At 68.9% G+C, this 25,498-nt stretch carries 20 protein-coding genes, 1 tRNA gene and 3 pseudogenes; 15 read left to right on the top strand and 9 right to left on the bottom strand.

The window, feature by feature from the left end; translation table 11 throughout:
* Nucleotides 1-67 precede the first annotated feature (67 nt).
* From SCNRRL3882_RS39645 to SCNRRL3882_RS39615, 7 genes are all read left to right on the top strand, one after another.
* Nucleotides 68-1,081 (top strand): ABC transporter permease, encoded by a 1,014-nt coding sequence (locus SCNRRL3882_RS39645; RefSeq protein ID WP_102514942.1) that lies wholly within the window; start codon nt 68-70, stop codon nt 1,079-1,081.
* The gene (locus SCNRRL3882_RS39640; protein WP_102514941.1) at nt 1,078-1,914 is read left to right on the top strand and encodes an ATP-binding cassette domain-containing protein; all 837 of its coding nucleotides are present in this window, start codon (nt 1,078-1,080) and stop codon (nt 1,912-1,914) included. Before SCNRRL3882_RS39645 ends, SCNRRL3882_RS39640 begins: the two co-directional genes overlap by 4 nt.
* 77 nt (nt 1,915-1,991) lie before the next feature.
* The gene (locus tag SCNRRL3882_RS39635) at nt 1,992-3,020 is read left to right on the top strand and encodes a LacI family DNA-binding transcriptional regulator (RefSeq protein ID WP_102514940.1); all 1,029 of its coding nucleotides are present in this window, start codon (nt 1,992-1,994) and stop codon (nt 3,018-3,020) included.
* Nucleotides 3,021-3,136: 116 nt separating this feature from the next.
* Nucleotides 3,137-4,150: a LacI family DNA-binding transcriptional regulator gene (locus SCNRRL3882_RS39630; protein ID WP_231911206.1), complete on the top strand. Its 1,014-nt coding sequence runs from the start codon at nt 3,137-3,139 to the stop codon at nt 4,148-4,150.
* A 183-nt stretch (nt 4,151-4,333) separates the two neighbouring features.
* Entirely contained in the window at nt 4,334-5,668 is a 1,335-nt protein-coding gene (locus tag SCNRRL3882_RS39625) for a glycoside hydrolase family 68 protein (RefSeq protein WP_050810212.1), read from the top strand.
* Between the two features lie 270 nt (nt 5,669-5,938).
* Complete coding sequence (locus tag SCNRRL3882_RS39620) at nt 5,939-6,235, top strand: hypothetical protein (RefSeq protein ID WP_010038620.1); 297 nt, start codon at nt 5,939-5,941, stop codon at nt 6,233-6,235.
* Nucleotides 6,236-6,366: 131 nt separating this feature from the next.
* Nucleotides 6,367-7,122: a class I SAM-dependent methyltransferase gene (locus SCNRRL3882_RS39615; RefSeq protein ID WP_010038618.1), complete on the top strand. Its 756-nt coding sequence runs from the start codon at nt 6,367-6,369 to the stop codon at nt 7,120-7,122.
* Nucleotides 7,123-7,393: 271 nt separating this feature from the next.
* Here SCNRRL3882_RS39615 and SCNRRL3882_RS39610 read toward each other — a convergent pair whose 3' ends face one another.
* From SCNRRL3882_RS39610 to SCNRRL3882_RS39595, 5 genes are all read right to left on the bottom strand, one after another.
* A complete protein-coding gene (locus tag SCNRRL3882_RS39610; RefSeq protein WP_173937344.1) occupies nt 7,394-7,801 on the bottom strand; it encodes a hypothetical protein in 408 nt (135 codons plus the stop codon).
* Nucleotides 7,802-7,827: 26 nt separating this feature from the next.
* Nucleotides 7,828-7,977, bottom strand: coding sequence for a hypothetical protein (locus tag SCNRRL3882_RS41240; protein ID WP_173937343.1), 150 nt, complete (start codon nt 7,975-7,977; stop codon nt 7,828-7,830).
* A 104-nt stretch (nt 7,978-8,081) separates the two neighbouring features.
* Nucleotides 8,082-8,579: a VOC family protein gene (locus tag SCNRRL3882_RS39605; RefSeq protein ID WP_010038616.1), complete on the bottom strand. Its 498-nt coding sequence runs from the start codon at nt 8,577-8,579 to the stop codon at nt 8,082-8,084.
* Between the two features lie 118 nt (nt 8,580-8,697).
* Entirely contained in the window at nt 8,698-9,144 is a 447-nt protein-coding gene (locus SCNRRL3882_RS39600) for an HIT family protein (protein ID WP_010038615.1), read from the bottom strand.
* A gap of 508 nt (nt 9,145-9,652) precedes the next feature.
* A complete protein-coding gene (locus SCNRRL3882_RS39595) occupies nt 9,653-12,700 on the bottom strand; it encodes a glycoside hydrolase family 2 TIM barrel-domain containing protein (RefSeq protein ID WP_010038614.1) in 3,048 nt (1,015 codons plus the stop codon).
* A gap of 403 nt (nt 12,701-13,103) precedes the next feature.
* Between SCNRRL3882_RS39595 and SCNRRL3882_RS42075 the strand changes: the two are divergent.
* Together SCNRRL3882_RS42075 and SCNRRL3882_RS39585 are read left to right on the top strand one after the other, a co-directional pair.
* Nucleotides 13,104-13,343, top strand: a pseudogene (locus tag SCNRRL3882_RS42075) (hypothetical protein); the annotation flags it as partial.
* Between the two features lie 13 nt (nt 13,344-13,356).
* Nucleotides 13,357-13,687 (top strand): annotated as a pseudogene (locus SCNRRL3882_RS39585) (hypothetical protein); the annotation flags it as partial.
* 152 nt (nt 13,688-13,839) lie between these two features.
* On the opposite strand, the gene SCNRRL3882_RS39580 reads toward SCNRRL3882_RS39585, so the two are convergent.
* The 3 genes from SCNRRL3882_RS39580 to SCNRRL3882_RS39565 all read right to left on the bottom strand — a co-directional run bounded on the left by SCNRRL3882_RS39580 (nt 13,840) and on the right by SCNRRL3882_RS39565 (nt 16,215).
* Nucleotides 13,840-14,841 (bottom strand): SGNH/GDSL hydrolase family protein, encoded by a 1,002-nt coding sequence (locus tag SCNRRL3882_RS39580; RefSeq protein ID WP_010038612.1) that lies wholly within the window; start codon nt 14,839-14,841, stop codon nt 13,840-13,842.
* Nucleotides 14,838-15,332 (bottom strand): RICIN domain-containing protein, encoded by a 495-nt coding sequence (locus tag SCNRRL3882_RS42465; protein ID WP_010038611.1) that lies wholly within the window; start codon nt 15,330-15,332, stop codon nt 14,838-14,840. Before SCNRRL3882_RS42465 ends, SCNRRL3882_RS39580 begins: the two co-directional genes overlap by 4 nt.
* Before the next feature lie 565 nt (nt 15,333-15,897).
* Nucleotides 15,898-16,215, bottom strand: a complete 318-nt coding sequence (locus SCNRRL3882_RS39565) for a hypothetical protein (RefSeq protein ID WP_158688404.1) — start codon at nt 16,213-16,215, stop codon at nt 15,898-15,900.
* A 723-nt stretch (nt 16,216-16,938) separates the two neighbouring features.
* Between SCNRRL3882_RS39565 and SCNRRL3882_RS39555 the strand changes: the two genes are divergently transcribed.
* From SCNRRL3882_RS39555 to SCNRRL3882_RS39545, 3 genes are all read left to right on the top strand, one after another.
* A complete protein-coding gene (locus SCNRRL3882_RS39555) occupies nt 16,939-17,394 on the top strand; it encodes a hypothetical protein (protein ID WP_010038606.1) in 456 nt (151 codons plus the stop codon).
* Nucleotides 17,395-18,077: 683 nt separating this feature from the next.
* Nucleotides 18,078-19,994, top strand: a complete 1,917-nt coding sequence (locus SCNRRL3882_RS39550) for a DNA/RNA non-specific endonuclease (RefSeq protein ID WP_010038604.1) — start codon at nt 18,078-18,080, stop codon at nt 19,992-19,994.
* 48 nt (nt 19,995-20,042) lie between these two features.
* Nucleotides 20,043-21,980: a S41 family peptidase gene (locus tag SCNRRL3882_RS39545; RefSeq protein WP_010038602.1), complete on the top strand. Its 1,938-nt coding sequence runs from the start codon at nt 20,043-20,045 to the stop codon at nt 21,978-21,980.
* A 15-nt stretch (nt 21,981-21,995) separates the two neighbouring features.
* On the opposite strand, the pseudogene SCNRRL3882_RS39540 reads toward SCNRRL3882_RS39545, so the two are convergent.
* Nucleotides 21,996-22,659 (bottom strand): annotated as a pseudogene (locus tag SCNRRL3882_RS39540) (IS5 family transposase); the annotation flags it as partial.
* Between SCNRRL3882_RS39540 and SCNRRL3882_RS39530 the strand changes: the two are divergent.
* The 3 genes from SCNRRL3882_RS39530 (at nt 22,648) to SCNRRL3882_RS39520 (ending at nt 25,478) form a co-directional block, all read left to right on the top strand.
* Nucleotides 22,648-22,721: transfer RNA gene (locus tag SCNRRL3882_RS39530), tRNA-Pro, on the top strand. The pseudogene SCNRRL3882_RS39540 and the gene SCNRRL3882_RS39530 overlap by 12 nt on opposite strands.
* Before the next feature lie 308 nt (nt 22,722-23,029).
* Complete coding sequence (locus tag SCNRRL3882_RS39525) at nt 23,030-24,427, top strand: zinc-dependent metalloprotease family protein (protein WP_010038594.1); 1,398 nt, start codon at nt 23,030-23,032, stop codon at nt 24,425-24,427.
* Nucleotides 24,428-24,440: 13 nt separating this feature from the next.
* On the top strand, nt 24,441-25,478 hold the full coding sequence (locus SCNRRL3882_RS39520) for a HEAT repeat domain-containing protein (protein ID WP_010038592.1): 1,038 nt from the start codon (nt 24,441-24,443) through the stop codon (nt 25,476-25,478).
* Nucleotides 25,479-25,498: the final 20 nt, after the last annotated feature.

Genomic DNA, 25,498 nt, shown 5'->3' with positions numbered 1-25,498 from the left:
GCCTCCTCGTCCTCCTGCCGCCCTGAAGGGACGGCCAAGGACTTCTGTCTTCCGACAAGGACTTCGCATGACTGCCACGTCCACGCCACCCTCCACGTCCACGCCGTACGCCGATCTCAAGGCGCCGACCACGGTCCGCAGACTGCTCACCCAACCGACCACCGGCCCGCTGATCGCCCTCCTGCTGGCCTGTGTCTTCTTCGCCACCTCGACCGACCAGTTCCTCACCGGCGGGAACTTCTCGCTGATCGTCCAGCAGGTCATGGTCGTCGGCACGCTGGCCATCGGCCAGACGCTCATCATCCTCACCGCGGGCATCGACCTGTCCTGCGGAGCGGTGATGGCGTTCGGCAGCATCGTGATCGCGAAGATGGCCGCCGAGGGCTCCCTGCCGCCGCTCGCCGCTATCGCGCTGGGCCTGGTCGTCTGCGCCGGCTTCGGCATGCTCAACGGCGCATTGGTTCAGAAGGTCCCGCTGCCGCCGTTCATCGTCACCCTCGGCATGCTCAACGTGGCGTTCGCGCTGACGCACATCTACTCCGAGGAGCAGACCGTCAGCAACCTGCCCGGCCCGCTGACGGCCCTCGGGCAGACCTTCCCGCTCGGCAAGACCGACATCACCTACGGCTCGCTGGTCACCATCGCCCTGTTCCTCCTCCTCGCCTACGCGCTGAGCAGCACCGGCTGGGGCCGGCACGTCTACGCGCTGGGCAACAGCCCGGAAGCGGCGCGGCTGAACGGCATCCGCACCTCCCGCCTGACCATCGGCGTCTACACCGCGGCCGGTCTCCTCTACGGCATCGCCGCCCTGCTGCTCATCTCGCGTACCGGGGTGGGCGATCCGCAGGCCGGGCAGACCGACAACCTCGACAGCATCACCGCCGTGGTGCTCGGCGGCACGAGCCTCTTCGGCGGACGCGGTTCGGTCCTGGGCACGTTCATCGGCGTCCTCATCGTCGGCGTCTTCCGCAACGGGCTCCAGCTGATGGGGGTCGCCTCGATCTACCAGACCCTGATCACCGGCGTCCTGGTCATCCTCGCGGTGACCGTCGACCAGATCTCCCGGAGGAAGGCCCGATGACCACGACCACCACCGAGACGCCCGTGCTGCAGGCCCGCGGTCTGGTCAAGCGCTACGGCCAGGTCACCGCCATCGACGGCGCCGACTTCGACCTGCTGCCCGGCGAGGTCCTCGCCGTCATCGGCGACAACGGCGCCGGCAAGACCAGCCTCATCAAGGCGCTCACCGGCGCGGTGGTGCCGGACGAGGGTGAGATCCGCCTGAACGGCGAGCCGATCCAGTTCTCCGGTCCGCAGAGCGCACGCGCCCACGGCATCGAGACGGTGTACCAGGACCTCGCCGTGGCGGCGTCCATGGACATCGCCTCGAACATGTTCCTCGGCCGCGAGCTGCGCCGCCCGGGCGTCCTCGGCAGTGCCTTCCGCATGCTGGACAAGAAGCGCATGCGCCAGGAGGCCGCCGAGCACATGGCGGACCTGAAGATCGGCCTGCGTTCGCTGACCCAGGCCGTCGAGACCCTCTCCGGCGGACAGCGGCAGGCCGTCGCGGTGGCCCGCGCGGTCGCCTGGGCCCGCAGCGTCGTGGTCATGGACGAACCCACCGCCGCCCTCGGCGTCAAGGAGTCCGGCCAGGTCCTCGACCTCATCCGCCGGGTTCGCGACAAGGGCATGCCGGTGGTCCTGATCAGCCACAACATGCCGCACGTCTTCGAGATCGCCGACCGGATCCACGTCCACCGCCTGGGCCGGCGCGCCGCCGTCATCAAGCCCTCCGACTACTCCATGGCGGAGGTCGTCGCCATCATGACCGGCGCACTCACCGTCGACGCGGCCGGAGATACCGTCGTAGCGGATTCCGAGGCCGCGAAGGCCGCCGGAGTACAGGCCACCTGACAGCGCAACCCCGCTCCCGCATGTTCCGGCCGAGGCCGCGGCCCGGAACCGGGAGCATCCAGGAGACGGTTTACTCCATGGCAGCGAGCCGCAGACCCACCTTGGCCGACGTCGCCAGAGAAGTGGGTGTCAGCGCCAAGACGGTCTCCCGGGTCCTCAACGAGGACGGGCCCGTCTCGGCCCGGACCCGGGAGCACGTACTCGCCGCGGTCGCCGAGCTGGGCTTCCAGCCGAACCTGATGGCCCGCAACATCCGCGTCGGCGGTCCGGACACGACCATAGGGCTGGTCATCCCCGACCTGGCCAACCCCTTCTTCGGAGCCGTGGCCCGCGGGATCGAGGACACGGTCCGGGACCGCGGACTGACGCTGCTCATGGGCTCGTCCGCGGACGACGCCGAGCGCGAACGCGCCCTGACGGCCCAGTTCCTCGCCCGGCGCGTCAGCATCCTGATCGTCGTGCCGTCCGTCGGCGCCGACCACTCCGACCTCAAGTCGCACCGCACGGCGGGGCTGCCCGTCGTCTTCCTCGACCGGCCCGGGGTCGGCATGTCCACGGACAGCGTCGTCAGCTCCAACCGTGCGGGGGCCCAGGAGGGCGTCGCGCACCTGATCGCCCACGGGCACCGCCGCATCGGGTTCGTCGGCGACCTGCCGGTGAAGCTGTACACCCGCCGCGAACGCCTCGCCGGATACCGGGCCGCCCTGCGGGAAGCCGACATCCCCTACGACCGCTCGCTGGTCGTCAGCGCGCACGATCAGCAGGGGGCGGAGGCCGTGACGGCGCAACTCCTCGAACGGCCCGATCCCCCCACGGCCCTGTTCGCCGGCAACAACATCATGGCGCTGGGCATCGTCGCCGAACTCGCCCGCAGCAAGCGCAAACACGTGGCCGTCGTGGCCTTCGACGACGTCTCCCTCGCCGAAGCGCTGGAACCGGCGCTCACGGTCGTCGCCCAGGCGCCCGAGGAGATCGGCCGCAGCGCCGCGACCACCGCCCTGGCCCGGCTCGACGGCGACCGCTCCCGGGCCCGCACGATCACCGTGCCCACCCGGCTGGTCGTCCGGGGGTCGGGTGAGCAACGCGTCCGGGAGGGCGGTCGCTGACGGTCCGGAGCCCCTCCCGCAAGCGACCCGGGGGAAGGAGGAGTCGACGGGCCCGGCGGGCAGCTGAGGATGTGCGTGTCAGCAGGTCGATCTGCGAGTTCGGGTACTGTACGGCCGTGGGAGAACGGGCGACCATCGGCGATGTCGCGGCCCGGGCCGGGGTGGGAGTCGGCACGGTCTCGCGCGTCCTGAACGACAGCCGCAACGTCAGCGAGGACACCCGCGAGCGGGTGCTGCGGGTGATCCGGGATCTGGATTACCGGCCGAACCGGCGCGCTCGCGCCCTGTCCACGGGACGCACCCAGAGCATCGCCGTCATCGCGCCCTTCGCCACCGAGCCGTCGGTCGTCGAGCGGCTGCGCGGCATCTCACACGTACTGCACGGTAGCGACCACGACCTCACTCTGCTCGACGTGGCCACACCGGATCAGCGCGATCAGCAGTACCGGGCGGTGGCGGCCGGTGACCGCTTCGACGGGCTGCTGGCGATCTCGCTCGCGCCCACCGACGAGGAAGCGGAGCAGCTGGCACGGGTCGGTCTGCCCACGGTGCTGCTGGACTGTGAGCACCCGGACCTGCCACGTGTGGTGATCGACGACGTGCGCGGCGGCATGCTGGCGACGCGTCATCTGCTGCAACTCGGCCATCGTCGCATCGCGTTCATGGGCGACGTCGCCGACGACCGTTTCCGTTTCAGCGCGAGCGCCCGTCGCCGCGAGGGCTGCGAGCTGGCGCTGAAGGCGTACGGCCTCGCGCTGGAGGAGCGGTACGTGCGGGCCGGACCCCACGGCCGCGCCGTGGCGCACCGCCTCACCGACGAGTTGCTGGCCCTCGCGGAGCCCCCCAGCGCGATCGTCACCGCATCCGACACCCGGGCGCTGGGCGTGATCGAGGCGGCGAACTCGGCGGGCGTGAGGGTTCCTCAGGAACTGTCCGTGGTCGGCTTCGACGACCTCGACGTGGCGGCCTACGTAGGGCTGACCACGGTACGCCAGCCCCTGCGCGCCAGCGGCGGGATCGCCGCGCGCATGCTGCTGGAACGCATCGGCCGGCCCCTCGGCGAGCCCGTCGAGAAGATGCTGGAACTGGAGCTCGTGCCCCGGCGTACGACGGCCGTCGCGGGAGCCTGATCCGCGCCGCGCCGACGGCATTGGATCGGTTTCCATTAACTTCCACAGCGCGACTCCGACCGCTGCTCGTTCGTAAATCTTCACCTCACAAGTTCACCCTTTTCCCGCAAAACTGAGGTAGCGTCAGCGATGGAACCGGCTCCACAGCTTCCATTCGTTCCCTCTTCCCCCCAAGGGTGACGTATGTACAGAGCAAGACGAGTGCTGCTCCGGCTGGCGACGGGTCTGGCAGCCTTCGCGACGCTGAGCGGCATCATCACTCCCGCCTCCGCCTCCCCCCACGACGCGTCCCGGACGGGCACCCGGCAGTACACCGCCGACGACGACTACACAGCCGTCTGGTCCCGCGCGGACGCCCTGAAACTCAAGCAGGACAGCACCAACACCGCCCCTCGCGTGTCACCCGACTTCCCGGTGATGACCGACAAGGTGTGGGTGTGGGACACCTGGCCGCTCACCAAGCTCAACACCCAGACCGCCACGTACAAGGGCTGGCACGTCATCTTCTCGCTGACGGCCCCGCGCTCGGTGCCGTTCGGTGACCGGCACTGGTACGCGAAGATCGGTTACTTCTACTCGCGTGACGCCAAGAGCTGGAAGTACGGCGGCGACCTGTTCCCGGCCGGCACCTCGTTCGGCTCACGTGAGTGGGCCGGCTCGACGGCGCTCGTCGGCGACAAGGTGCAGTCCTTCTACACCGCCTCCGGGCACGACAACGGCGGGGTCGACCCCAGCGACGCGCTGCAGCGTCTGGCGCAGGCGACCGGCAAGATCCACGCGGACAAGAACCGCGTGTGGTTCTCCGGCTTCCGGGACCACCGCATCATCGCCGAGGCCGACGGCAAGATGTACCAGACCCTCGAACAGTCGCAACAAGGCCCGATCATCTACGCCTTCCGCGACCCGTTCGTCTTCCGCGACCCGCGGGACCGCAAGGTCCACCTGCTGTTCGAGGGCAACACGGGCGGTACCGCGGGCTCGTACCAGTGCACCAAGCGTGACCTGGGTGACCTCCCGGCCGGCCACGAGGTGCCGGAGGACTCGAAGTACTACACGGGCAACATCGGGCTGGCCACGGCCGACGGCGACAGCATGGAGAACTGGAAACTCCAGCCCCCGCTGCTCTCGGCCAACTGCGTGAACCAGCAGACCGAACGGCCGCACCTGATCATCCGCGGCGGCAAGTACTACCTGTTCACGATCAGCCACAAGTTCACGTTCGCGCCGGGGCTGAGCGGATGGGACGGCCTCTACGGGTTCGTCGGCCCGGGGCTGCGCAGCGACTACCGGCCGCTCAACGGCAGCGCGCTGGTCCTGGGCAACCCCGAGGACGCCCCGACACAGCAGTACTCGCACTACGTGATGCCCAACGGGCTGGTGGAGAGCTTCATCGACACGGTGCCGACGCCTGACGGCGGGACCCGCTTCGGCGGCACCCTCGCACGCACGCTCGTACTGTCCCTGAAGGACGACAGGACGAGGCTGGCCGGTCAGTTGGACTACGGCTTCATTCCGTAGACCGGCCCGATCGACCCGAGCGGATCCGGGGGGCGGCTGATTCGATCAGCCGCCCCTCGTCCGTAACTGGCTTCCCGTCCGTAAATGGCGTGGCGGCGCCCCGCTACTCGCAGGTCGGGCTCTGGCGTGGGTGGAGATTGACTCGCTCGTGCTGGTCTAGGACGTGATCATTAGCAGGTGATCCTCCGTCACGGGCCGGTTCGCGGGTTCTGAGGTGGTCCGCTTGAGGCGTCTCGTAGGTTCCGCAACGGGAGGGAGGCGCATGGTGACGTGCTGACGTGGACGATCGAGCGGCGGATGCGACTGACTGAGCGGGCCGAGCTGCTGCGCGAGGAGCTGGCGGAGGTTGACGCCGAGCTGGGCCGGCAGGAGGCGGCCGAGGTGGTGTTCGGGCAGTGGGCCGAGGCGACGGACGGGGGACGGCGGCCGTCGGGCATCGTGGAGCCGGAGCCGGAGCGCGTCGCGGCTGGGCCCGGTGCGGGCGGGATGCGGTTGGTGCCGGACCGTGTCGAGGGGATGGGGCTGGCGTCCCTGACCTCGGAGTCAAGCGCCGAACACGGCGAATGACCGAGCGGATCAGCTCGCGCTATCCGCGGCATGGGCGGACGGGTTGTCCTTGCGAAAACCATTGGTGCCCGGCTTGCTCCTCTGATGGGCTGACGTCCCACCGTGAGTCCGCTGTGACGGAGGTAGTGGTTGTGACGGGATATGACGTGCTTGCCGAGGTGTACGAATGGCTCATCTCGGATGCAAAGTTGCCTCCCGCCGAGTTCGCTGCGTCGTTCGATGACGTCCTCAGTCTCCTGCCGTCGAACGCTCACGTCCTCGACTGTTCGTGCGGAACCGGACAGTTGGCGGTTGGCCTCGCCGGTCGTGGCATGCGGGTTGTCGCAACTGACGCCAGCGAAGCGATGGTTCGCCGGACTGCAGAGCTGTCTGAGGAGTTCGGGGCCTGCGTCCGGGCCGTGCGGGCGAACTGGGAAGAGTTGCCCGATCATTTCGAGGACGACACGTTCGACATGGTGTTCTGCGTTGGCAACTCGCTTCACCATGCCGCGGGCGCGACAGGCAGGGGTGCTGCTCTGGAGTCGATGTCACGGCTTCTGCGCCCCGGCGGGCGCTTGGTGCTCACATCCCGCACCTGGGAACTCGTGAGGGCCAGAGGTTCCCGGCTGGACATCAGGGACCGACTCGTCCGACGAAACGGTCGCGATGCCGTCGTGGTCTACCGCTGGGAGATTGCGCCGCATTGGGAGGACGAGCACCACATCGAGATTGCGATCGCCCAAGTTGATGCGACTGGGCTGGTTCTTGTCCGCTCGGAACTGCTGTCCTGCTGGCCCTACCGGTACGAGGAACTCGAAGTCGAGCTGCACCGGGTCGGACTCCGGACGGAAGTGAGCACGTTCGATCTTGAGGCCGAGAACTACATGGTGGTCGCGAGCAAGGTATAGACACCGGGCTCTCAGTCCCTGGCAGGACCGCGCGGTTGCTCGCAGGACGCTTGCGCCCTCTCATCTGTGCGGGTTCAGGCGGTCAACGCTACGCCCCGGACGAGGAGTCATGCTGCGTGCATCACGGTGAGCGGACACAGCGGCCCGCGTAACGCGCCCAGGGTTCTGCAGCCTTCTCGGCATGCAGGAACGTCAGTTGGTGGCCGTACCCGAGGGCATCGGCAACCAGCGACGGAGGGCATTCGAGGATCAGTTCGCCAATGAGATCGTTTCATCGTGAACTCGCAGGTCGTGGTACTGGTGTGAGTCCGTGACGCGGTCCTCGTGCTGCTCGTAGCAGCGTGGTGGCGTGATGGACGTTCATGCGGCCCTTGGTCAGAATGCGCCAGGTCTTCAGGTTCGCGAAGCCGTGCTCGACGGCGGCGCGTTCGGCTGACCAGCCGGTTCGCCTCCTTCTCGGCGTCGGTGAGGCGGGCCTGGTGATGTGGTCGTGGCGGGCGGCGGTGATCTCGCTGGCCCGGCCGGGGCCTGCGGAAGAGATCCAGATCAGGTTTCCCCTCTCGTCGGTCAGTGCGAGGAAGAGCAGGCCATAGGCCTTGTGTTTCCCGCCATGGTTCTTGCGGTTGTCCGTCCCGGTGCGGCGGCGGGTGCGCACGAGGGTGCCGTCCAGCAGGACCACCGCACCGCCCCGACGGGCGATCTTCTTCAGGGCACGGTCCAGACACGGGCGCGGGCAGCGAGCAGGCCGAGGACTTCCAGTACCCAGCGGCGCACGGTGGAGGCGGAGACGTCGTTGTCCCCGGCCATGTCGAGAACCAGCATCGCGAGTGCCGTCGACGGGCGGTGAGTCTTCACACGCGAACCGGCTCGACGGCCAGCTGTTGGTGGCCGGGTGAACGCCCCAATGGGCGGCCAGTTGGGGGGTGACTGGCCTGCGCCCCACCCCCCGCGGAGGTGGGTCATCCCTCGAAGCCGGAAACCTCCGGGAAGAAGTCGGCACCCTGGACGTACGCCATCGCCTCGGCCCACTTCGGGTCGCCCAGGCGGCGTTCCATCTCCTCCGGGCTGACGTCCTCCACCCGCGTCTGGAGCCACCACAGATTGCCCAGCGGATCGCGTACCCGTCCGACCCGGTCGCCGAAGAAGAGGTGTGTCACTTCGGTCACGGAGGTACCGCCGGCCGCGATGGCCCTGCGGTGCGCGGCGTCGGCGTCCTCGACGTAGAGGCGCAGGAAGGCGGGCGTCGGCGGCCAGTGTGGCGGCGCGTCGAACGGCATGACGATCGAGTCGCCGATCCGTACCTCAGCGTGCCCGATCCGGCCGTCGTCCCCGACGACCCGGGCGATCTCCTCTGCGTCGAACGCCTCCTTCAAGTAGTCGATGAGCCCGGCGGTGTCGCGCGAGATGATCCACGGCGTGACGGTGTGGTAGCCGTCCGGGATCGGTTTTACGGTCATCAGATGCCCTCCTGAGTGCGTGCGGCTCGTTCTTACGCTAGGTGGCTTCTAGGTCAGGTCTTGACCTATTGCCCCGCAGGGACCTTTGGCCCAGTGCCTGGACGCCCGATCACGTCACTCAACCGTCGCCAGGCTCAAGCTCCCAGCTGCAATGCCTCCTGAGGGCGGCAGCTCGGGCAAGTCGCACGTCTCGTGGTGCTTCACGCAGTGCCGGGTCCGGCATGCGAAAGCCGTCGTCCTCGAACCGGGGGACGACATGAACGTGTACGTGATGAAGCACTTGACCTGGGATGTGGTTGTTCTGCGTCACCGTGCTTCCGACAGCCCCATAGGCGTCCTTCACCGCAGAGGTCAGTCTTGCCGTGACCTCGAAGATCTCATGCAGGAGATCAGCTGGTACGTCATGCAGGTCGGTCACGTGTGACACAGGCAGGACTAGGGCGTGACCAGGGTTGTTCTGCCGCTGCTTGAGCGCAGGGACGACGAAGACGTTTTCCGAACGGTAGGCGACCAAGTCCTCATCGATCTCGCCTTGTCCGATCCTGCAGAAGGCACATTCACTCACACCGGAGACCTCCGAAGTCGCCTCACGCCGACCCTACCCAGCTAGATCGACGAGTCTGGCAGGCCATCGTCCAGACGGACATCTCCACGCACCTGGTACGGCACGGCGGACATCGGCCGGCACACGGCTGTTCTGGCGCCGTCGTCGCAGCCGTCTCGCTGTGTCGGCCTGGGCCACCTACGAGACCGCGCAGGTGGCCGACGACCAGCTTCACACGCCCTGGTGCTCCGGCCAACCAGGCACTAAGTAGCCGTTGTCGTACCGATCACGGAGGCGGGCGATCGAACGAGGGTTGCGGTCCGTCATTCACCGGCCTCTTCGATCTGCGGCGGCCGGGGCGGCTTCGGCAGCGTTCGGATCTGGTGTGTTCGCTGGCGCGGCGGCGCCGTGGAGCGGAGTAGGTGAGCCTGTCAGCCGTCCCCGGTGCGTGCCCTGTGCTGCCGTGCCCGGATGGGATGTCCGGGCACCGCTTGACCGGTCCGCCCGCGCGGGCGGACCGGTTCCCGTGTCATGGGCGACGGAAGGGCGTGAGGTTGAGGGTGAAGTCGGCGGTGCCGAGTTCGAGGCGGTGCTGGGGCAGGACGCCGGGTCCGCATGCGGCGCTCCCGACGCCCTGGACAGCGTGGTCGGTGTGCAGGTGCACGAGCGGGCCGGGGGTCAGCTCAGTCTGGTGCCGGGCCACGTCGAGCTGCCGGTCGGTCCAGCGGCGGGCGGAGAGGTGGAAGAGCTCCTCGCCCCGGACGCGGATGGCGCCGGAGCCGTCACTGACCTCGGCCCACCGTACGTCCACGCGGTTGCCGTTGTCCTGCGGGCGCACGTAGGGCGTCTGCATCTGCTCGACCGTGGTGTGGAACCGTCCGACGCGGACCGCTTGCCGGGAGTCCGGGTAGGCCTCGCCGGGGCCGGCGCCGAACCACTCGACCTGTGACCAGTCGGCGGGGAGCTGCCAGTCGAGACCGATCCGGGCCAGGGAACGGGAGGTGTTGCGGCACAGAAGTTCCCGGTGCTCTTCGGGCGGCAGGTCGGGGTCCACCATGGTGTCGGCGAAGGCGTCCGCCCGCTCGGGCCAGTGGCCGACCGGTTCGGTGTGCACGTGGAGCCGCAGACCGGTCCCGTCGCTGGTCCAGCGGTAGGTCGTCAGGTAGCCGCAAGGGACGGCGGCGGCGGCGCTGCGGACCACGACGGTCAGGCCCTCGGCGTCGGGCGTGACGGAGACCGTGCGGTGGCGCAGCCGGTCCAGGCCGCGTTCCTTCCAGTAGGTGGCGTCGCGCTGGGACCAGCCGCGGTCGTTGTCGGTGGGTGCGCGCCACAGGCCCAGCGTGGGGCCCTGCAGGGGCAGTCCGTCGAGGTCGAGGAGGCTGCCGGTGGCGTGGTCGAACCGGCCGGGCCCGAGCGTGATGAACCCGTCCGCGGCGTGCGGGCTCAGCAGGGGTGCGTGCGAGTGGGCGCGGCCTGGTGCGGAGAGCTGGAGCTGTCCCCAGGCGATGACGTGGCCCTCGGGTGCCCAGTCGGCGGGCTTGGCCAGCTCCGCCTGGACGGTGAGCCACAGTTCACCACCACCGTCGCCGTCGCCGTCGCCGTCGTCGTCGGCGGCCTGCAGGGCGGGCTCGGGCAGCGGCAGTTCGACGCGGTCGCCCGGGGTCGCCTTCGGCGTCGGCAGTGTGCCTGCGGCGAGTTCGACGCCCTCGCGCGCGAGCGACCAGGTGAAGCGCAGGTGGGAGAGGTCCAGGACCTCGTAGCGGTTCTCGACGCTCAGCGTTCCGGGCTCGCGGCCCGTACCGATGCGGACGGGGGCGATGACCTTGGCGTACTCCAGCAGCCCGGGCGAGGGGGTGCCGTCGGGGAAGACCAAGCCGTCGCAGCAGAAGTTGCCGTCGTGCAGGTCCTCGCCGAAGTCGCCGCCGTACCCGAAGAACTCGCGGCCCTGGGCGTCGCGCGTGCGCAGCCCCTGATCCATCCACTCCCACACCCAGCCGCCCTGCACCCGCGGGTACTCGTCGAAGAGCTGCGCGTACTCGGCCAGGGCGCCGGGTCCGTTGCCCATCGCGTGGCCGAACTCGGTGAGGACGAAGGGCATGCGGTTGCGCGGATCGTCGGCCGGGTCGCCGGAGCCGGCGCACGCCGGGTAATGGATCTCGCCCGGGAGCAGCTGTCCGCGGCCGATGCGGGCGACGGCCGCGGGCGGGCGGTACATCTGGCCGTGGACGTCGGTGTACTCGCCGAGCCGGTCGGCCTCGTAGTGGATCGGGCGGGAGGGGTCGCGTCGGTGTGCCCAGTCGGCCATCGCGCGCAGGTTCTGGCCGTCGCCGGCCTCGTTGCCCAGCGACCACATGATGATGCTGGGGTGGTTCTTGTCCCGCTCGACCGTGCGCTCGATGCGGTCCAGGTAGGCGCCGCGCCAGCGCGGGTCGTCGGAGGGGTTCCGCTCCCACATCGTGGCGTCGGCGTACTCGAAGCCGTGGGTCTCCAGGTCGCATTCGAGCGTCACGTACAGCCCGAGTTCGTCGCACAGGTCGAGGAAGGCTGGGTGCGGCGGGTAGTGGGAGGTGCGGACGGCGTTGATGTTGTGGCGCTTCATCAGCTCCACGTCGCGGCGCATGGCCTCCGGGGAGAGGGTGCGGCCGTGGTCGGGGTCGAACTCGTGCCGGTTGACGCCGCGCAGCAGGACGCGGCGCCCGTTCACCCGCAGGACGCCGCTCTCGTCGATGGCGATGGTGCGGAAGCCGAACCGGACCCGCACGCGTTCGCTGCCGGTGGCCAGGTGTGCCTCGTAGAGGTGCGGGTCCTCCGCGCTCCAGGGGCGCACTGCCGGGAACCGGAGCTCGCCGTCGGCCGGCTGGTCGTGGATGCCGAGGGCGGGGACGCTGATCCGCACGGGTGCGTCCGTGTCCACGTCCACGCGCAACCGGCCCTCGCCGGTGGCGTCGTCGTAGTCGGCGTGGACGAAGGCGTCCCGGATGCCGTCGGCGGGGCGGGCCAGCAGTGCCACGTCGCGGAAGATGCCCGACAGGCGCCAGGTGTCCTGGTCCTCCAGGTAGGTGCCGGCGGAGAACTGGTGCACCCGCACGGCCAGCACGTTGCGGCCGGGCCGTAGCAGCGCGGTCACGTCGAACTCGGTCGCCAGGCGGCTGCCGTAGGTGACGCCGAGTTCCGTGCCGTTGAGCCAGACCCGGGCGCAGGAGTCCACTCCCTCGAAGCGCACTACCACCGGCACGCCCTGCCAGGAGTCCGGCAGGTCGAAGACGCGGCGGTAGTCACCGGTCTCGTTCTCCTGTGGGACGAAGGGCGGGTCGAGCGGGATGGGGTAGGCGATGTTGAGGTAGACGGGCCGGCCGTAGCCGCGCAGCTGCCAGTGCGAGGGGACCGGCAGGGCGTCCCAGGAGCCGTCGTCGAACTCCGGGTCCTGGAACCCGTCCGGCTCGACCCGCAGCGCCGACGAGAACCGGAACGCCCACTGCCCGTTGAGGTCGATCCGGGGGGCGTCGGAGTCCAGGACCGCGCGCGGCGCCAGCCGCCCGCGGCCGGGCGTGAAGTCCTCGAAATAGCGTGCAGGCATGCCAAAGTCCTCCAGAGGGGCTTGGGTGATGCGCGCGAACGTACTATCGAAGGCGTGTTGCGGGAAGACGCTCCCGCCACTGCAGTCTCGACGGGCGTGCCGGCCCGGATGCCCCGCTGTTCGGCCTCGATCCCGGCACGCTGCCGTTTGAGCGACGTGGCATCCGGGCCGTCGCCCGGTACGGGAGAGAAGGACGCCGCGCCCGCGGCGCCAGTGGTCTTCCGCACGTCGGGGACACCTCGTCCGGCACCGCTTCTGTGCTGGGAACGACTGCAGCTGCCTGCCTCGGATCACAGGTCACTTCGATCGGGTGACTGCGGCGCCTGGCCTGCGTAGGAGCGCAGCCTCTTGGTAGTTCAAGCGATGTCGACACGCCGAACGCTCCGGGAGGCCCTGTTATCAGATCGACGACCTCAGCGACTCGGACAACACCTTCGTCATCATCCAGCCCCACGAAGACACCCCGGCCTGGTCCACCTCCGTCGCGGTTCTGGACGAAGGCGGCTACGAAGTCGTCCGACGCGACACCGCCCACCGCGAACACGACGTCATCAACGAGACAAGCATCGACCGGATCGCCCGCGACCTGACGATCTGGATGGCCGCCCGCGACTTCCCCGAACAGCCCACCCAGCACACCAGCAACTTCTCAACACGGCCTAGCCGCCGCCCCTGCCTTGGCCGCGGTCTGGAAGCGGCTACACGCTCTACAACAACATCTGGGGCGTCTGGGCCGACCATCCAGAGATCAGCGGCAAGTCCTACCCCAACTCGACGAAGTTGATCAACGAGGTGTTCTCGTTCCTCCGGACCACCCACTCCACCTCCGGCACCGTGGACGTGAACGCGGTCCTCCACTGGATCGCCCACACCGAGGGCTGGATGTCCGGCAGCGAGACCATCGGCGACGTCCAGTTCGGCTACGAGATCAGCTCCTCGCCCGGCGGCCTGACCCGACAGCGGGGCCGGGGACCGCTGCCGCGGTGAGCCTGTCCCACAGCGGACCCCAGTAGCCGTCGCCCGTGCTGCTGCCCTCGCCCCAGGTGATCAGGTCGCCCAGCGGCAGGGCACGCAGGGGGTTCCGGAGGCGACGGCGGGAGGTAGCAGTCCCTGGCCCGGTTCACGGGTGACCATGTCCCTTACCATCCCGTCGGCAGGCTCCTGAGGAACGGGGCAAGGCGGTCGGCGATCACCCGGTCGTCGTGAGCCGAGGTGTGCCCGTCACATCCGAGGAAGTCCAGGCCCGACTGATCGAGGAACCAGTAGTGGACCCCGCTGTCGCCGGCGTCGTTGCGCGCCTCGACCACCTGCCGCACATGCTCGGCGTTTCTGTCGAAGCCGACGGCCACGAGGGTGGTGCCGACACCGTAGCGAGTCCGCAGTTTCCGGAGGAACTCGCCGTAGGCGGTGCGGTAGGCGGCCGCGAGGCTGTCGGGCGTCCACGGTTCACCGGGGGTGAGGTCGGAGAAGTCGTTGGAGCCGAGGTTGACCACCACGATCTGGGGGCGCCACGTCCCCGGGTTCTGCCAGACGTCGCCGTCCACGTTCAGCAGGGCGCGGTCGTAGTAGGTCCGGTAGGTGACGTCCGGGCAGATGCCGGCGACGTTACGCACCATGCCGAGGCCGGAGAAGCCGTTGATCTGGTAATCGGCGTCCAGCTGCTGGGCGGTGAGGGCGCCGTGGCTCACGTCGGTGTTGGTGTTCCGCTTGAGCTGCTCCGGATTGCAGTCGCGGGTGCCCGAGACATTGCCGTAGCCCACCGTGATGGAGTCCCCGATGAACTCGATCTGGCGGTCCCGGGGCGCCGGCTTGCTCAGTACGGCGCCCCCGGGCGCGGCGACGAAGCCTCCGAACGTGCTGGTGTCTCCCGGCGTGTCGTTGCGTTTGACGACCCGGACCGTGTGCTCGCCGTCCCTCAGGCCGTTGATCCAGTGCGTGGTGTCGCCGGGTGTGACCAGGGTGGCGACGGTGGCCCCGTCGACCTGGACGTCGTAGTCGGCGGCCGCGCAGTCGAGTACCACCCCGAGGCCGGTCCCGCGGAAGCGGCCCTCGAAGTACACCCCGGGCCAGCTGAACTGCACCGTCTTCCCCAGGTCCTTGACCCGTCCTGCGGTGTGCACCTGCTCCGAGACGCTCTTCACGGGGACCAGTTGCCACTGCTGGTCGGCGCCGCCCAGTCGGTGAACTGCACAACCTTGGCACCGTCCGTGGTGGCAGCGTTCCGGACTTCGACGGCCTTGCCGCTGTTGCGGTTGCTCAGACGAACGTAACCGTCCGCCGAGTCCTCCAGCCGGAACTGCTGGTTCGAGCCGTTGGTATCGTCCCACTGCACGATGTCCGCGTGGTCGGCGCCGGACCAGCCGTGGGCGTCGAGTACCTTGCCCGAGTGCTGGACCTTGACGCGGTAGTAGCCGTCGCCCGAGTCGACGAACTGGAACTGCTGATGGGCACCGCCGTTGCGGGTCCACTGCTGAACGGCGGTTCCCTCAGCAGTACTTGCGCCGGACATGTCCAGCGCCTTGCCGCTCCCCTGGTTGATCAGCTCACACCACGAGCCCGCGTCCACCGTGGCCGCTTGCGCGGTCCCGGTCGCGCCCAGCCCTGCTGGCGGAGCCGCCGGCAGGGTCGTCACCGCGGCAGGCGCCGCCGGGCGCCTCCCGCGCCCCGGCTTCGAGTTCCTGTCTCTGAAAGTCATCTGCGTGCCATCTCTCCGGCCCTGTGGCGCCTCGGTGGGTCACGGCTGAACGTCCGACATTCCACCCCTGAATGTCAACCAATTTGAAGGGGATGAAATAGATCAACAGGCAGCACGCACCACCGAACCGACGGATGTCATCGAGCCGCGACATCGGGTCGTACCGCCCCCACCCTCACTGATCGATGTAGATCGTGAAGTTGTAAGTCACGGGTCTGGTGTGAACGGCTCGGGGCGTGCTCGCGCCGATCGGGGGCGGGAGTCTGGCGTGGAGATCATCGGTCAGCGGCCCACTTTCTGGTCGGTGAGGACGAGCAGAGCCCTCGACCAGTGAGGTCGCCCACTTCGGGTCGGTGCGGACCTTGGCCAGCCGGCGCCAGTTCTTCAGGTGCGCGAAGCCGTGCTCGACCAGGGCGTCTCGACGCCCGGCACGCCCAGAGCACGCACCGAACGCCGCTCCCTCTTCCACGGGGACTTCTAAACACGACCTAGGCCGCACGCGTCACTTCCTGCGGACGGACGCGAGCGCCAGCAGCATGCTCGCGAGCAGCACGAACACCACGAGCGAGGCGAAGAACAGGGCCTCGATCCAGCCAGCGTTCGCACCGGTGAGCGTGCCGTCCACGGACGCGCATGCCACCTCCGGCGGAAAGCTCTGCCGACGCAAGTCGCCGCAGGTGTTCGGCAGGTCGTCATTCACGACGTACGCGTTCACCCAGCAAAGCGCCAAGGTGCAGAGGAAGACGCCCAGCGCGGACAGGGAGACGGCCCACAATGCGGTCGGGCGGATTGCCCCGGAGCCCGTCGGAGATGCGGTCATGACCGGGAGCGTACCGGCGGGTTTTCTTGGCGCCGTCACCAGGAGGGTTACCTGACCTTCCTCCTCACTATCCGACTCCGTCCCAGTCCCACTTGGTCCAGGGGCTGGGACGTGCCGGTTCACTCAGGTGCACCGGCACGAAGGTGCCGTACGTCGCCAAGGGGCTGCCCATGGCGGCACCTCGTGATGACCCCGACGGGTTCCGCGACGGCGTGCCTCAAGAACGATCCGATGACGCTCGCATGCCTCGCGCAGGTCAGCTGAGCGGAGGGCGGGCCGTGAGCGGCGCGTCCGAGGTAACGCGCAGCTACCGGCTGCTGCGGGGCGAGCGGGTGGCGCTGGGTTGAGACGTTCGTCGACTTCGTGGCCGGCACCACGGCCCGGGCCACCCGGGTCGCCGAGCTGATCACCCGGCTGACCGCCTGCGGGCTCGCGTGTCATTGCTGCCGTCGGCGTTCGTCCGTCCGCAGGTCACGGACGATCCAGGGCGGGCCTGGTCCGGGTCGTCGACGGTCCGCACCGGCCCGGCTACCCCCGCGCTCCTCGACGTCATGGGCGTACGGTCGGAGGTTCTGCGCAGCGCGGACGGGCGCCCCGCTGAAATTGACATGGTCTGCGCACGGGGCGAGCCTGGAATCAGGTGCGCCTGAACGGCCCTCAGAAGTTTGCACTTCAATCAGACTTGCGTTCGTCGACTTCGGCCGCGCCCGGGAGGAGACTCTCATGCACGGGCATGTGCGAGCCATCACCGGGGACGAGCCGATCTTCATGATCAAGGTCAGCGTCTACCGCCCGGACCTCACGCTCATCGACCGTGCCTACACCAACGACGACGGCTCGTACAGCGTCGACGTGCCCGCCGGTGAGACGGTCACCGTCCGGTTCGACACCCATCACTCGCTCAACAACGCCGACCGCTGGCAGCCGTCTCTGGTCACCGACGTGGTCGCCGACGACGCCGTCCCGCTCGACCGCCGTCTGGTCCCCGTGGGCCAGTTCGCGGACACTGCGCGTGGTGTCGACGTACTCGCCGCCTTTCTCCTGGCCTCGGCCGTGGAAGGAGCGGAGTACGCCGCCCACGCCACGACGCGGCTGTCCCAGATCAAGCAGAACACCCTGTTCCTCCAGCACATCCAGGCAGCCCTCCTCCAGCACTTCACGGAGCAGGCCGACGCTTGATGGCCGCATCCGACCCGGCCGGTGGTCATGGCGCCGCATTTCTCCTCGTCCGATCCTCGGTTCCATGCCGCTTGAGGGCCGGCTAGCGGTTCGCCAGGGCGTGGAACACCTCTTCTACGGAGGACTCCTCCGTGTGACCGCACCCGCGGCTGCGCCGTTACGCCGGATGCAGGTCGGCGAGGAGGCTGGCCGGCGCCGCTCGACGCGGCTCCGGCTCAAGCAGTCCGTTCGCACGTCGCTTCTGTCCCTCGCCAATTTCTTCCTGGTGCGCCGCGTAATCTTCCCACAGTGCTGATTTTGCATATCCAGCACTGCGGTCTCAATTCAACATTTGACGCTTCACTGGAAGTAGTTGACCGAGGGAATCTGCCGCGTTGGAGAACCGTGTAGGCCCCAATGTCAACTTGCCCCTTCGCGGCCCTCGACCATCATGGTTATGAGGGAGGAAACCACCCCTTGGCGACTTCTCGAACGTCGGATTCACAGAGAAACTCCAAGTGGCTCAGGTGTCAGCGCACCGGCAGTCGCGGTCGGACAGGCCATCGCGACCGGAAGACTCCCCATTGAGCGGTGAGCGTCGCCGCCCCGGACCGCGACTGCGCGCGGCCCCAACTCGCCGGTGCCGCCCACACTCCCCCGGCGCCCCTCCCATGCCCTCTCGCCCCCGAAGGGATGTGGCCCGCATGGCCGCCAGAACCACGAACACGAAGAAGACCGCCTCGAAGACAACGCAACCAAAGTCCGCGTCGAAGGCGGCCTCGGCGAAGAAGGGCTCACCCGCCGACGATGACCTCATCTCGTCGCTGCGGCAGTACATCCGCGTCCGGGGCCCGCACCTGCTGGAGGATCCGAACATCACCTCGGTGGGCGTCGGTCGCAAGACGACCGGCGATCAGCCGGGCGGCGAAGTGGCGTTGCAGTTCACCGTGGCGACCAAGGCCGAGCCGGAGGCACTGGAGTCCCTGGGCACCTCGCTGATCCCGGCCACCATCACCGTCGACGGCGTCGAGGTGCCCACCGATGTCATCGAGCGCACCTACAAGCCGAGCTTCCACATGGTGGCCGAGGTCGAGAGCCCGACGCGCAAGAGCCGGCTGGATCCCATCCGGCCCGGGGCGAGCGTCGGCGCGGTGACGGTGTCGGCCGGCACCATCGGCTGCCTCGTGTTCGACCGGGCCGACGGCACACCGTACGTGCTCAGCAACTGGCACGTGCTGCACGGGCCGTTCGGCGAGCTGGGGATCGAGGTCGTGCAGCCCGGCACACGGGACGACAACCGCATCGACCGCAACCGGATGGGCGTGCTCAAGCGCTCCCACCTCGGCGTGGCCGGGGACTGCGCGGTGGCGACCATCGAGGACCGCGATTTCCTTTCGGAGATCCTAGAACTGGACGTCGCCCCCCGGGCCCTGGGGGAACCCGAGCTCGGCGACAAGGTGGTCAAGAGCGGCCGGTCCACCGGGGTCACCCATGGCATCGTCCGCCGCGTCGACACCATAGCGAAGATCAACTACGGCGGTGTGACGGGCCTGCAAACCATCGGGTGCTTCGAGATCGGCCCGGACCCCGACCACCCGTCGGCGGAAGGTGAGGTCAGCAGCGGCGGTGACTCCGGCGCGGTGTGGCTGTTCAAGGAGGGCGACGACCGGGTGAGCACGGTGCTGGCCGGGCTGCACTTCGCCGGCGAGGGCACCGGCGATCCGGACGAGCACGCCCTTGCCTGCCTGTCGACATCGGTGTTCGAGAAGCTCGACATCACCCTCAGTCAGCCGGCGCCTGAGCAGTTGGAGATCATCGCCGGCTACGACGCCGACTTCCTCGGCGCACGGGTCGAGACCCCGGAGCTGGACGCCGACCTCGCGCGGGACGCCGCCCTTCTGGACGGCTCGCCGGTCATCCCGTACACGCATTTCTCCCTCACCCTGAACAAGAAGAGGCGCTTCCCGTTCTGGGTGGCCTGGAACGTCGACGGCGGCTCGTTGAAGAAGCTCAGCCGCAGCGGCATCCCCTTCGTCAAGGACGGGCGGCTGCCCGGCACGGCACAGGTCGGCAACGAGCTGTACCAGGCCAACCGGCTCGACCGGGGGCACATCGCCCGCCGCGCCGACCTGCTCTGGGGCAGCCTGCCGGAGGCGCGCAAGGCCAACACCGACTCGTTCTTCTACACCAACATCACCCCGCAGATGGACGACTTCAACCAGAGCGCGAAGAACGGGGTGTGGGGCGCTCTGGAGGACGCGGTCTTCGCCGATGTCGACGTCGACGACCTGAGGATCAGCGTCTTCGGCGGGCCGGTCTTCCAGGACGACGACCGGCCCTACCGGGACGTGCGCATACCCCGGGAGTTCTACAAGGTCATCGCCTTCACCGAGAACGGCGAACTGAAGGCCAGGGCGTTTCTGCTCACCCAGAACCTGGACCAGCTCGAAGCGCTGGAACTGGACGAGTTCCGGGTCTTCCAGGTCACCCTCGGCGAGGTCGAGGACCGCACCCGGCTGCGCTTCCCCGCCGCTCTCCACAAGGGCGACACCCTGCATCTGCCCGAGGCGGCGGCGGACCGCCCGCCGCTGGAGAGCACGGCCGACATCCAGTGGGGCTGACGCCCTTCAAAGCCCCGATCAGACATCACGAAGGACTGGCGCATCGCCATGACCCAATCGGTTCATGAGAACACACCCGACTTCCTCCAGAACACGGCGGAACCGGTACGCGACCACCTGCTCGCTGCGGCTCCCCTGCCCGCTTTCCTGCATGACGCCGGCCAGTTGTCCCTGGAGGACCGTCGGCTCCTCGTCGACCAGGCCGTGGTGCTGCTGGAGCAGAACTACGTCCACCTGCCGCTGAAGACCGCTATGCACGCGGTCAACCCGGTCCAGCGGCTGCGGCTGCTGCGCCGGCGCATGGAGCGGCAGACACCGCAGAGCATGCCGAGGGAGTGGCAGTTCCACGCGGAGATGTCCGAGATATTCCACTCGGTGCGGGACCTGCACACCAACTACCTGCTGCCCGACCCCTTCAAAGGCAAGATCGCCTTCCTGCCGTTCCTGGTCGAGTCCTGCACGGAGCAGGACCGCACCAGGTTCCTCGTCACCCATGTGGTGAGCGGCTTCTCGGCGCCGGGGTTCGAGCCGGGGGTCGAGATCACCCACTGGAGCGGCATCCCCATCCTGGACGCCGTGGACCTCAACGCCGCCCGGTTCGCCGGCAGCAACACGGCGGCCCGGCGCAGCCGGGGCGTGCAGTCGCTGACGGTGCGGCCGCTCGTCATCCACCTCCCGCCGCTGGAGGAGTGGGTGACGGTCAGCTACATCGACCGCTCCGGAACGGCCCGGGAACTCCGGCAGAGCTGGCAGATCGTGGAGAACCTGCCCTCGTTCGTCTCCGCCGACCGGGACACAGCCGTGTTCCAGGGCCTGGACCTCGACGGCGACGAGACCCAGCGGGCCAAGGTGCTGCTGTTCGCGCCCAGTGTGGTCGCCCAGGAACGGGCGGCCGAGGCGAACGAGGCCCTGCCGGACCTGGGGGCGGGCGAGATCGCCACCACCATGCCCAAGGTGTTCCGGGCCCGGGCCGTCACCACGCAGTCCGGAACGTTCGGCCACATCCGTATCTTCACGTTCAACGTCAACAGCCCCGGCTCGTTCGTCGCCGAGTTCGTGCGGCTCATCCGGCAACTGCCGCAGGGCGGTCTCATCGTGGACGTACGGGACAACGGCGGAGGGCACATCCACGCCGCGGAGTTCACCCTGCAGACGCTGACACCGCGCCGGATCACCCCCGAGCCGGTGCAGTTCGTCAACACCCCGCTCAATCTGCGGATCTGCCGGCGGTTCCAGGGCGGACCGGGGCTGGATCTGGGCCCCTGGGTGCCGTCCATGGAGCAGGCCGTCGAGACCGGCTCGGTCTACTCCGGCGCCTTCCCGATCAGCCCCGAGAACGGCGCCAACGCCATCGGGCAGCAGTACTTCGGGCCCGTCGTGCTCATCACCAACGCCCGTTGCTACTCGGCCACGGACATCTTCGCGGCGGGCTTCCAGGACCACGGCATCGGCCCCGTGCTCGGCACCGCCGAGAACACGGGCGCAGGCGGCGCCAACGTCTGGACGCACGACCTGCTGTCCGAGTTCCTGGCGGACGACCCGAGCACGCCCTACAGGCTCCTGCCCAGGGGCGCCGGGATGCGGGTGTCGATACGCCGCACGCTGCGGGTCGGCCCGAACTCGGGCACGCCGGTGGAGGACCTGGGCATCGTCCCCGACGAGCTGCATCGCATGACGCGCCGCGACCTGCTGGAGGACAACACCGATCTCCTGGACCACGCGGGCCGACTCCTCCAGGGTCTGACTCCGCACGCCGTGGCGATCACGGAGGCCTCCCCCGCCGATGGCGCGCTCCATCTGAAGCTCGCGGCGGAGAACGTCGACCGCGTCGACGTCTACCTCGACCAGCGCCCCCGCGCGTCCGTCGACCTCACCGGCGGCCAGGCGGACCTGCTGGTCCCCGGCGCAGCCTCCGCACACACCGCCCACCTGGAGGGATTCGAGGTCGGCCGCCTGGTCGCGAGCACGACGAGGGACCTGCCCTAGGCAGCGTCTTGTCGATCACGCATCGAGCCAGATACGGGTGCTCGCCAGGGTGATGGCGGCGAGGTAGCGGCCGGGCTGTTTGTCGTAGCGGGTGGCGATGCCGCGCCATTGCTTGAGGCGGTGGAAGCAGCGTTCGACGACGTTGCGGCGGCGATATAGGGACCTGTCGAAGCCGCAGGGACGCTCGCGGCGACGACGGCGGCCCGCGAGCTGGTCGACCCGCTCGGGGACGGTCGCCTTGGTTCCGCGTCTGCGCGAGTAGGCGCGGAAGGAGCGAGCGGAGTAGCCCTTGTCGGCCACTACCCGCTCAGGCCGGACGCGAGGCCGTCCCGGCCCGGGCTGCGTGACACGGATCTTGTCGACGACCGTCTCGGCCTGGGTGCAGTCGTTGCGGGTGCCGGCCGTGACCGTGAAGGACAGCGGCCGGCCCCGTCGCAGGCCAGGTGGATCTTGCTGGTCAGCCCGCCGTGGGAGCGTCCGGGCCCACGCTCCTCGAGCCCCCTTTGGCAGCCGTGTGCTGATGGGCCCTGACGATCGTGGAGTCGAGCGCGACCAGCCAGTCCACCTCCGCCCGTCCCTGGGCTGCGGCCAGAAGCCGGTCGAAGGTTCCGTCGGCGGCCCAGCGCGCGAAGCGTCCGTGCACGGTCTGCCAGGGCCCGAACCGCTCCGAAACGTTGCGCAGCTTGGTAGCGCACTTGACTGGGGGTCAAGGGGGCGCAGGCTCAGATCCTGTCGTCCCGGCTCGTGAGAGTCGGGAGTCAAGGGACCGTTCCGGAGAACGGCCCCTTCGTCATGGCCCGAACTATCCCCGGCCCGGATACGCCCACGCCGCTCTCCGGGCAAGTTGCGAGAGGGCGCTGCGAGAGCGACGCTGGTAGCGGAAATTCGATGTCCCGTGCGGTCACCCGCAGAAGGTTGAACCGTCACCCTTCCTCCTGGCCCGTTCCACCAGCCAAAGGGGCTCGCATCAGCATTTCGCTCATGTCTTCCCTGATTTTTCACGCCTGACTCCAAGCCGAATGGGTTCTTCCCGAGTTGAGGTGAGTTTCATGGGCTGGAGTGCGTGGATCCCGATGTCCGCACCGTCCGGAGGAATCGTCGGCCGCCCCGCCTCGGTCGCAAGGAGCGACGGCATCACCAACATCTACGTGCGCGGCACCGACAACGCGCTGTGGCAGCGTGCCTATTTCGGGGTGCAGTGGCATGGCTGGGGGCGGCACGGCGACGGCATGCAGCTGACCTCGTCGCCCGCCGTCGCGTCCATGGGAATCGACCATGAGCACGTGTTCGTCCGTGGAGCCGACGGACATCTGCACCACAAGTTCTGGAAAGCAGCCTCGGGCTGGTCGCCCTACTTCGACCTCGGCGCGCCGCCCGGGGGATTCAAGGGCAGTCCGGCGACGGTTTCGCGGAACTCCCAGGTGGCCAACGTCTACGTGCGCGGAAACGACGACGCGCTGTGGCAGCTCCCCTGGTACAACAGCACTTGGCACCCGTGGGCCCGGCACAACGACGGTATGGTGCTCGCCTCCGATCCGACCGCCGGATCGATGGGACCCAACCACGAGCACGTCTTCGTCCGAGGCACCGACGGCAACGTGCACCACAAGTTCTGGCAGGCGGGGCCCGGCTGGTCGGGGTACTTCAATCTCGGCGCCCCCTCCGGGGGTTTCCGCGGTGGTCCGAGCACCATTTCGCGCAATCCCCAGGTGGCCAACGTCTATGTGCGCGGTAGCGACGACGGCCTGTGGCAGCTCGCCTGGTACGACAACAACTGGCATCCCTGGGGCCGGCACGCCGACGGCGCGATCACCGCCGAGGTCGCGCTGGCGTCGACGAGCGCGCAGCGTGAACAGGTCTTCGCGCGCGGACTGGACGCGAACGTATGGCAGCGGTGGTGGGTGCCACGGATCCCGACGATCGACGTCAACCTCATCTCGGTCGGGCGCGACAATTTCACCGCGGCGAACATCGAACAGATGCTGAACTCGCTCACCGCCACGCGGCAGATCTACTGCCAGGCCGACTTCAATGTCGGCACAGTACGCCGCTACGTCATCTCCGCGGCGGACGCGGGCGCGCTGGAGATCATCGACAGTGCGGCGGAAGCCGAACAGTTGACGGACGGGTGGACCGTACCGAACGCCGCGCTGGATGTGTTCGTGGTGCGTTCGATGAACGGCGCCGACGGCTGGTCGGCGGTCGGCGGACCGTGCGACAAGAACGCCGGTGGCAGTGTGATGACCGGAGCCGTGGTCTCGCTCAACGGCGATCTCGGCAACAGCGGGAACACGTTCGCGCATGAAATCGGCCACTATCTCGGCCTGGACCACATCGCGGACGCGGACAACTTCATCGGGAACAACGGTTCCTCCAACAGCAACACGAGGATCCTCGCCTGGCAGGGCGACCTGATGAAGAAGCACTGCATGGTCGTCCACATATGAAGTAGGAGCGGACATGTCAAGCGAACTGTCTCCACCGGTGGCTCAGATCCTGCGCGGCGAGCACACCCCCGACCCGGCCTCGGTCGCACAGCTCCCGCCGGACGACAGCGCCCAGCTGGCCGCTATCGCGCGCGGCGAGTCGCGTGCCGCGCTGCGCGTGAAGGCCCTTTCGTGCTTCACCGGCACCGCGGAGGGCGGGGAGCTGTTCCGTGCGGCGCTGGAGGACCGCGACGCCGACGACACCGTCCGCGCCGCTGGCGCGACACTGCTGTCCAGGACCGACGGCACCGCCGAAACCGATCTGCTGGCGGCCCTGCCGGACGAGCCGTCCGCGGTCGTCCGGCACAAGATCGTGGCCGGGCTGGCACGGATCGGAGCCGAGCAGGCCGTTCCCGCGCTCACCGACATGCTCGACGACGCACCGGCGGACCTGCGCGATCACGTCGCCTTCGCCAGGTCGGTCGTGGCGTACCGGCTCGGCCGCACGGGGTTCGAGCTGCCGGGCGTCCGCCCGGAGGACGTCCTCCCCGCGCCGGCTCCACCGCAGCCCGCCGAGGTGGGGCAGGCCGAGCCCGCCCCGGTCGGCACCGCGTCGAAGGTGGCGGCGGACGTGGCGTCCGACAACTACGGGCTACCGCTCGACAGCAGCCCGGTCACCACGGTCCGGTGCGGGGCGCGGACCTACGCGGTGATCGTGAACGCCGACGTCTTCGCACCGTATTCCAGGCTGGAACGTCCTGCGGTCGCCGGGCTGGTCGCGAGCAGGGCGCCCGTCGACGGGTCGTATCACACGAGCATGATCGTGCTGTGCCACCCCGACGGCGCCTCGGGCCTCCACATCGCGGTGCACCACCCGAGTGGGCCGGCCCGGTACGTCGGTTCTGGAACGCGCTCCGAGACCGGCATCGAGTTCGAGCTCGCGGCGGTGCGCGGTCCGGGCGCCGTAGAGACGACGATCACCGGCGTGTGCGGGCGGGACGGCTTCACCGAGTTCGCGTTCACCACGGGGCGCGCGCTGCCCGCGAAGGCGCCGACGCCGGTCGAGGAGTGACAAACGACGACGCCATGGCA

It is taken from the genome of Streptomyces chartreusis NRRL 3882 (assembly GCF_900236475.1).
GTDB lineage: Bacteria > Actinomycetota > Actinomycetes > Streptomycetales > Streptomycetaceae > Streptomyces > Streptomyces chartreusis_D.
This window is presented reverse-complemented; position numbering and strand designations above follow the sequence as displayed.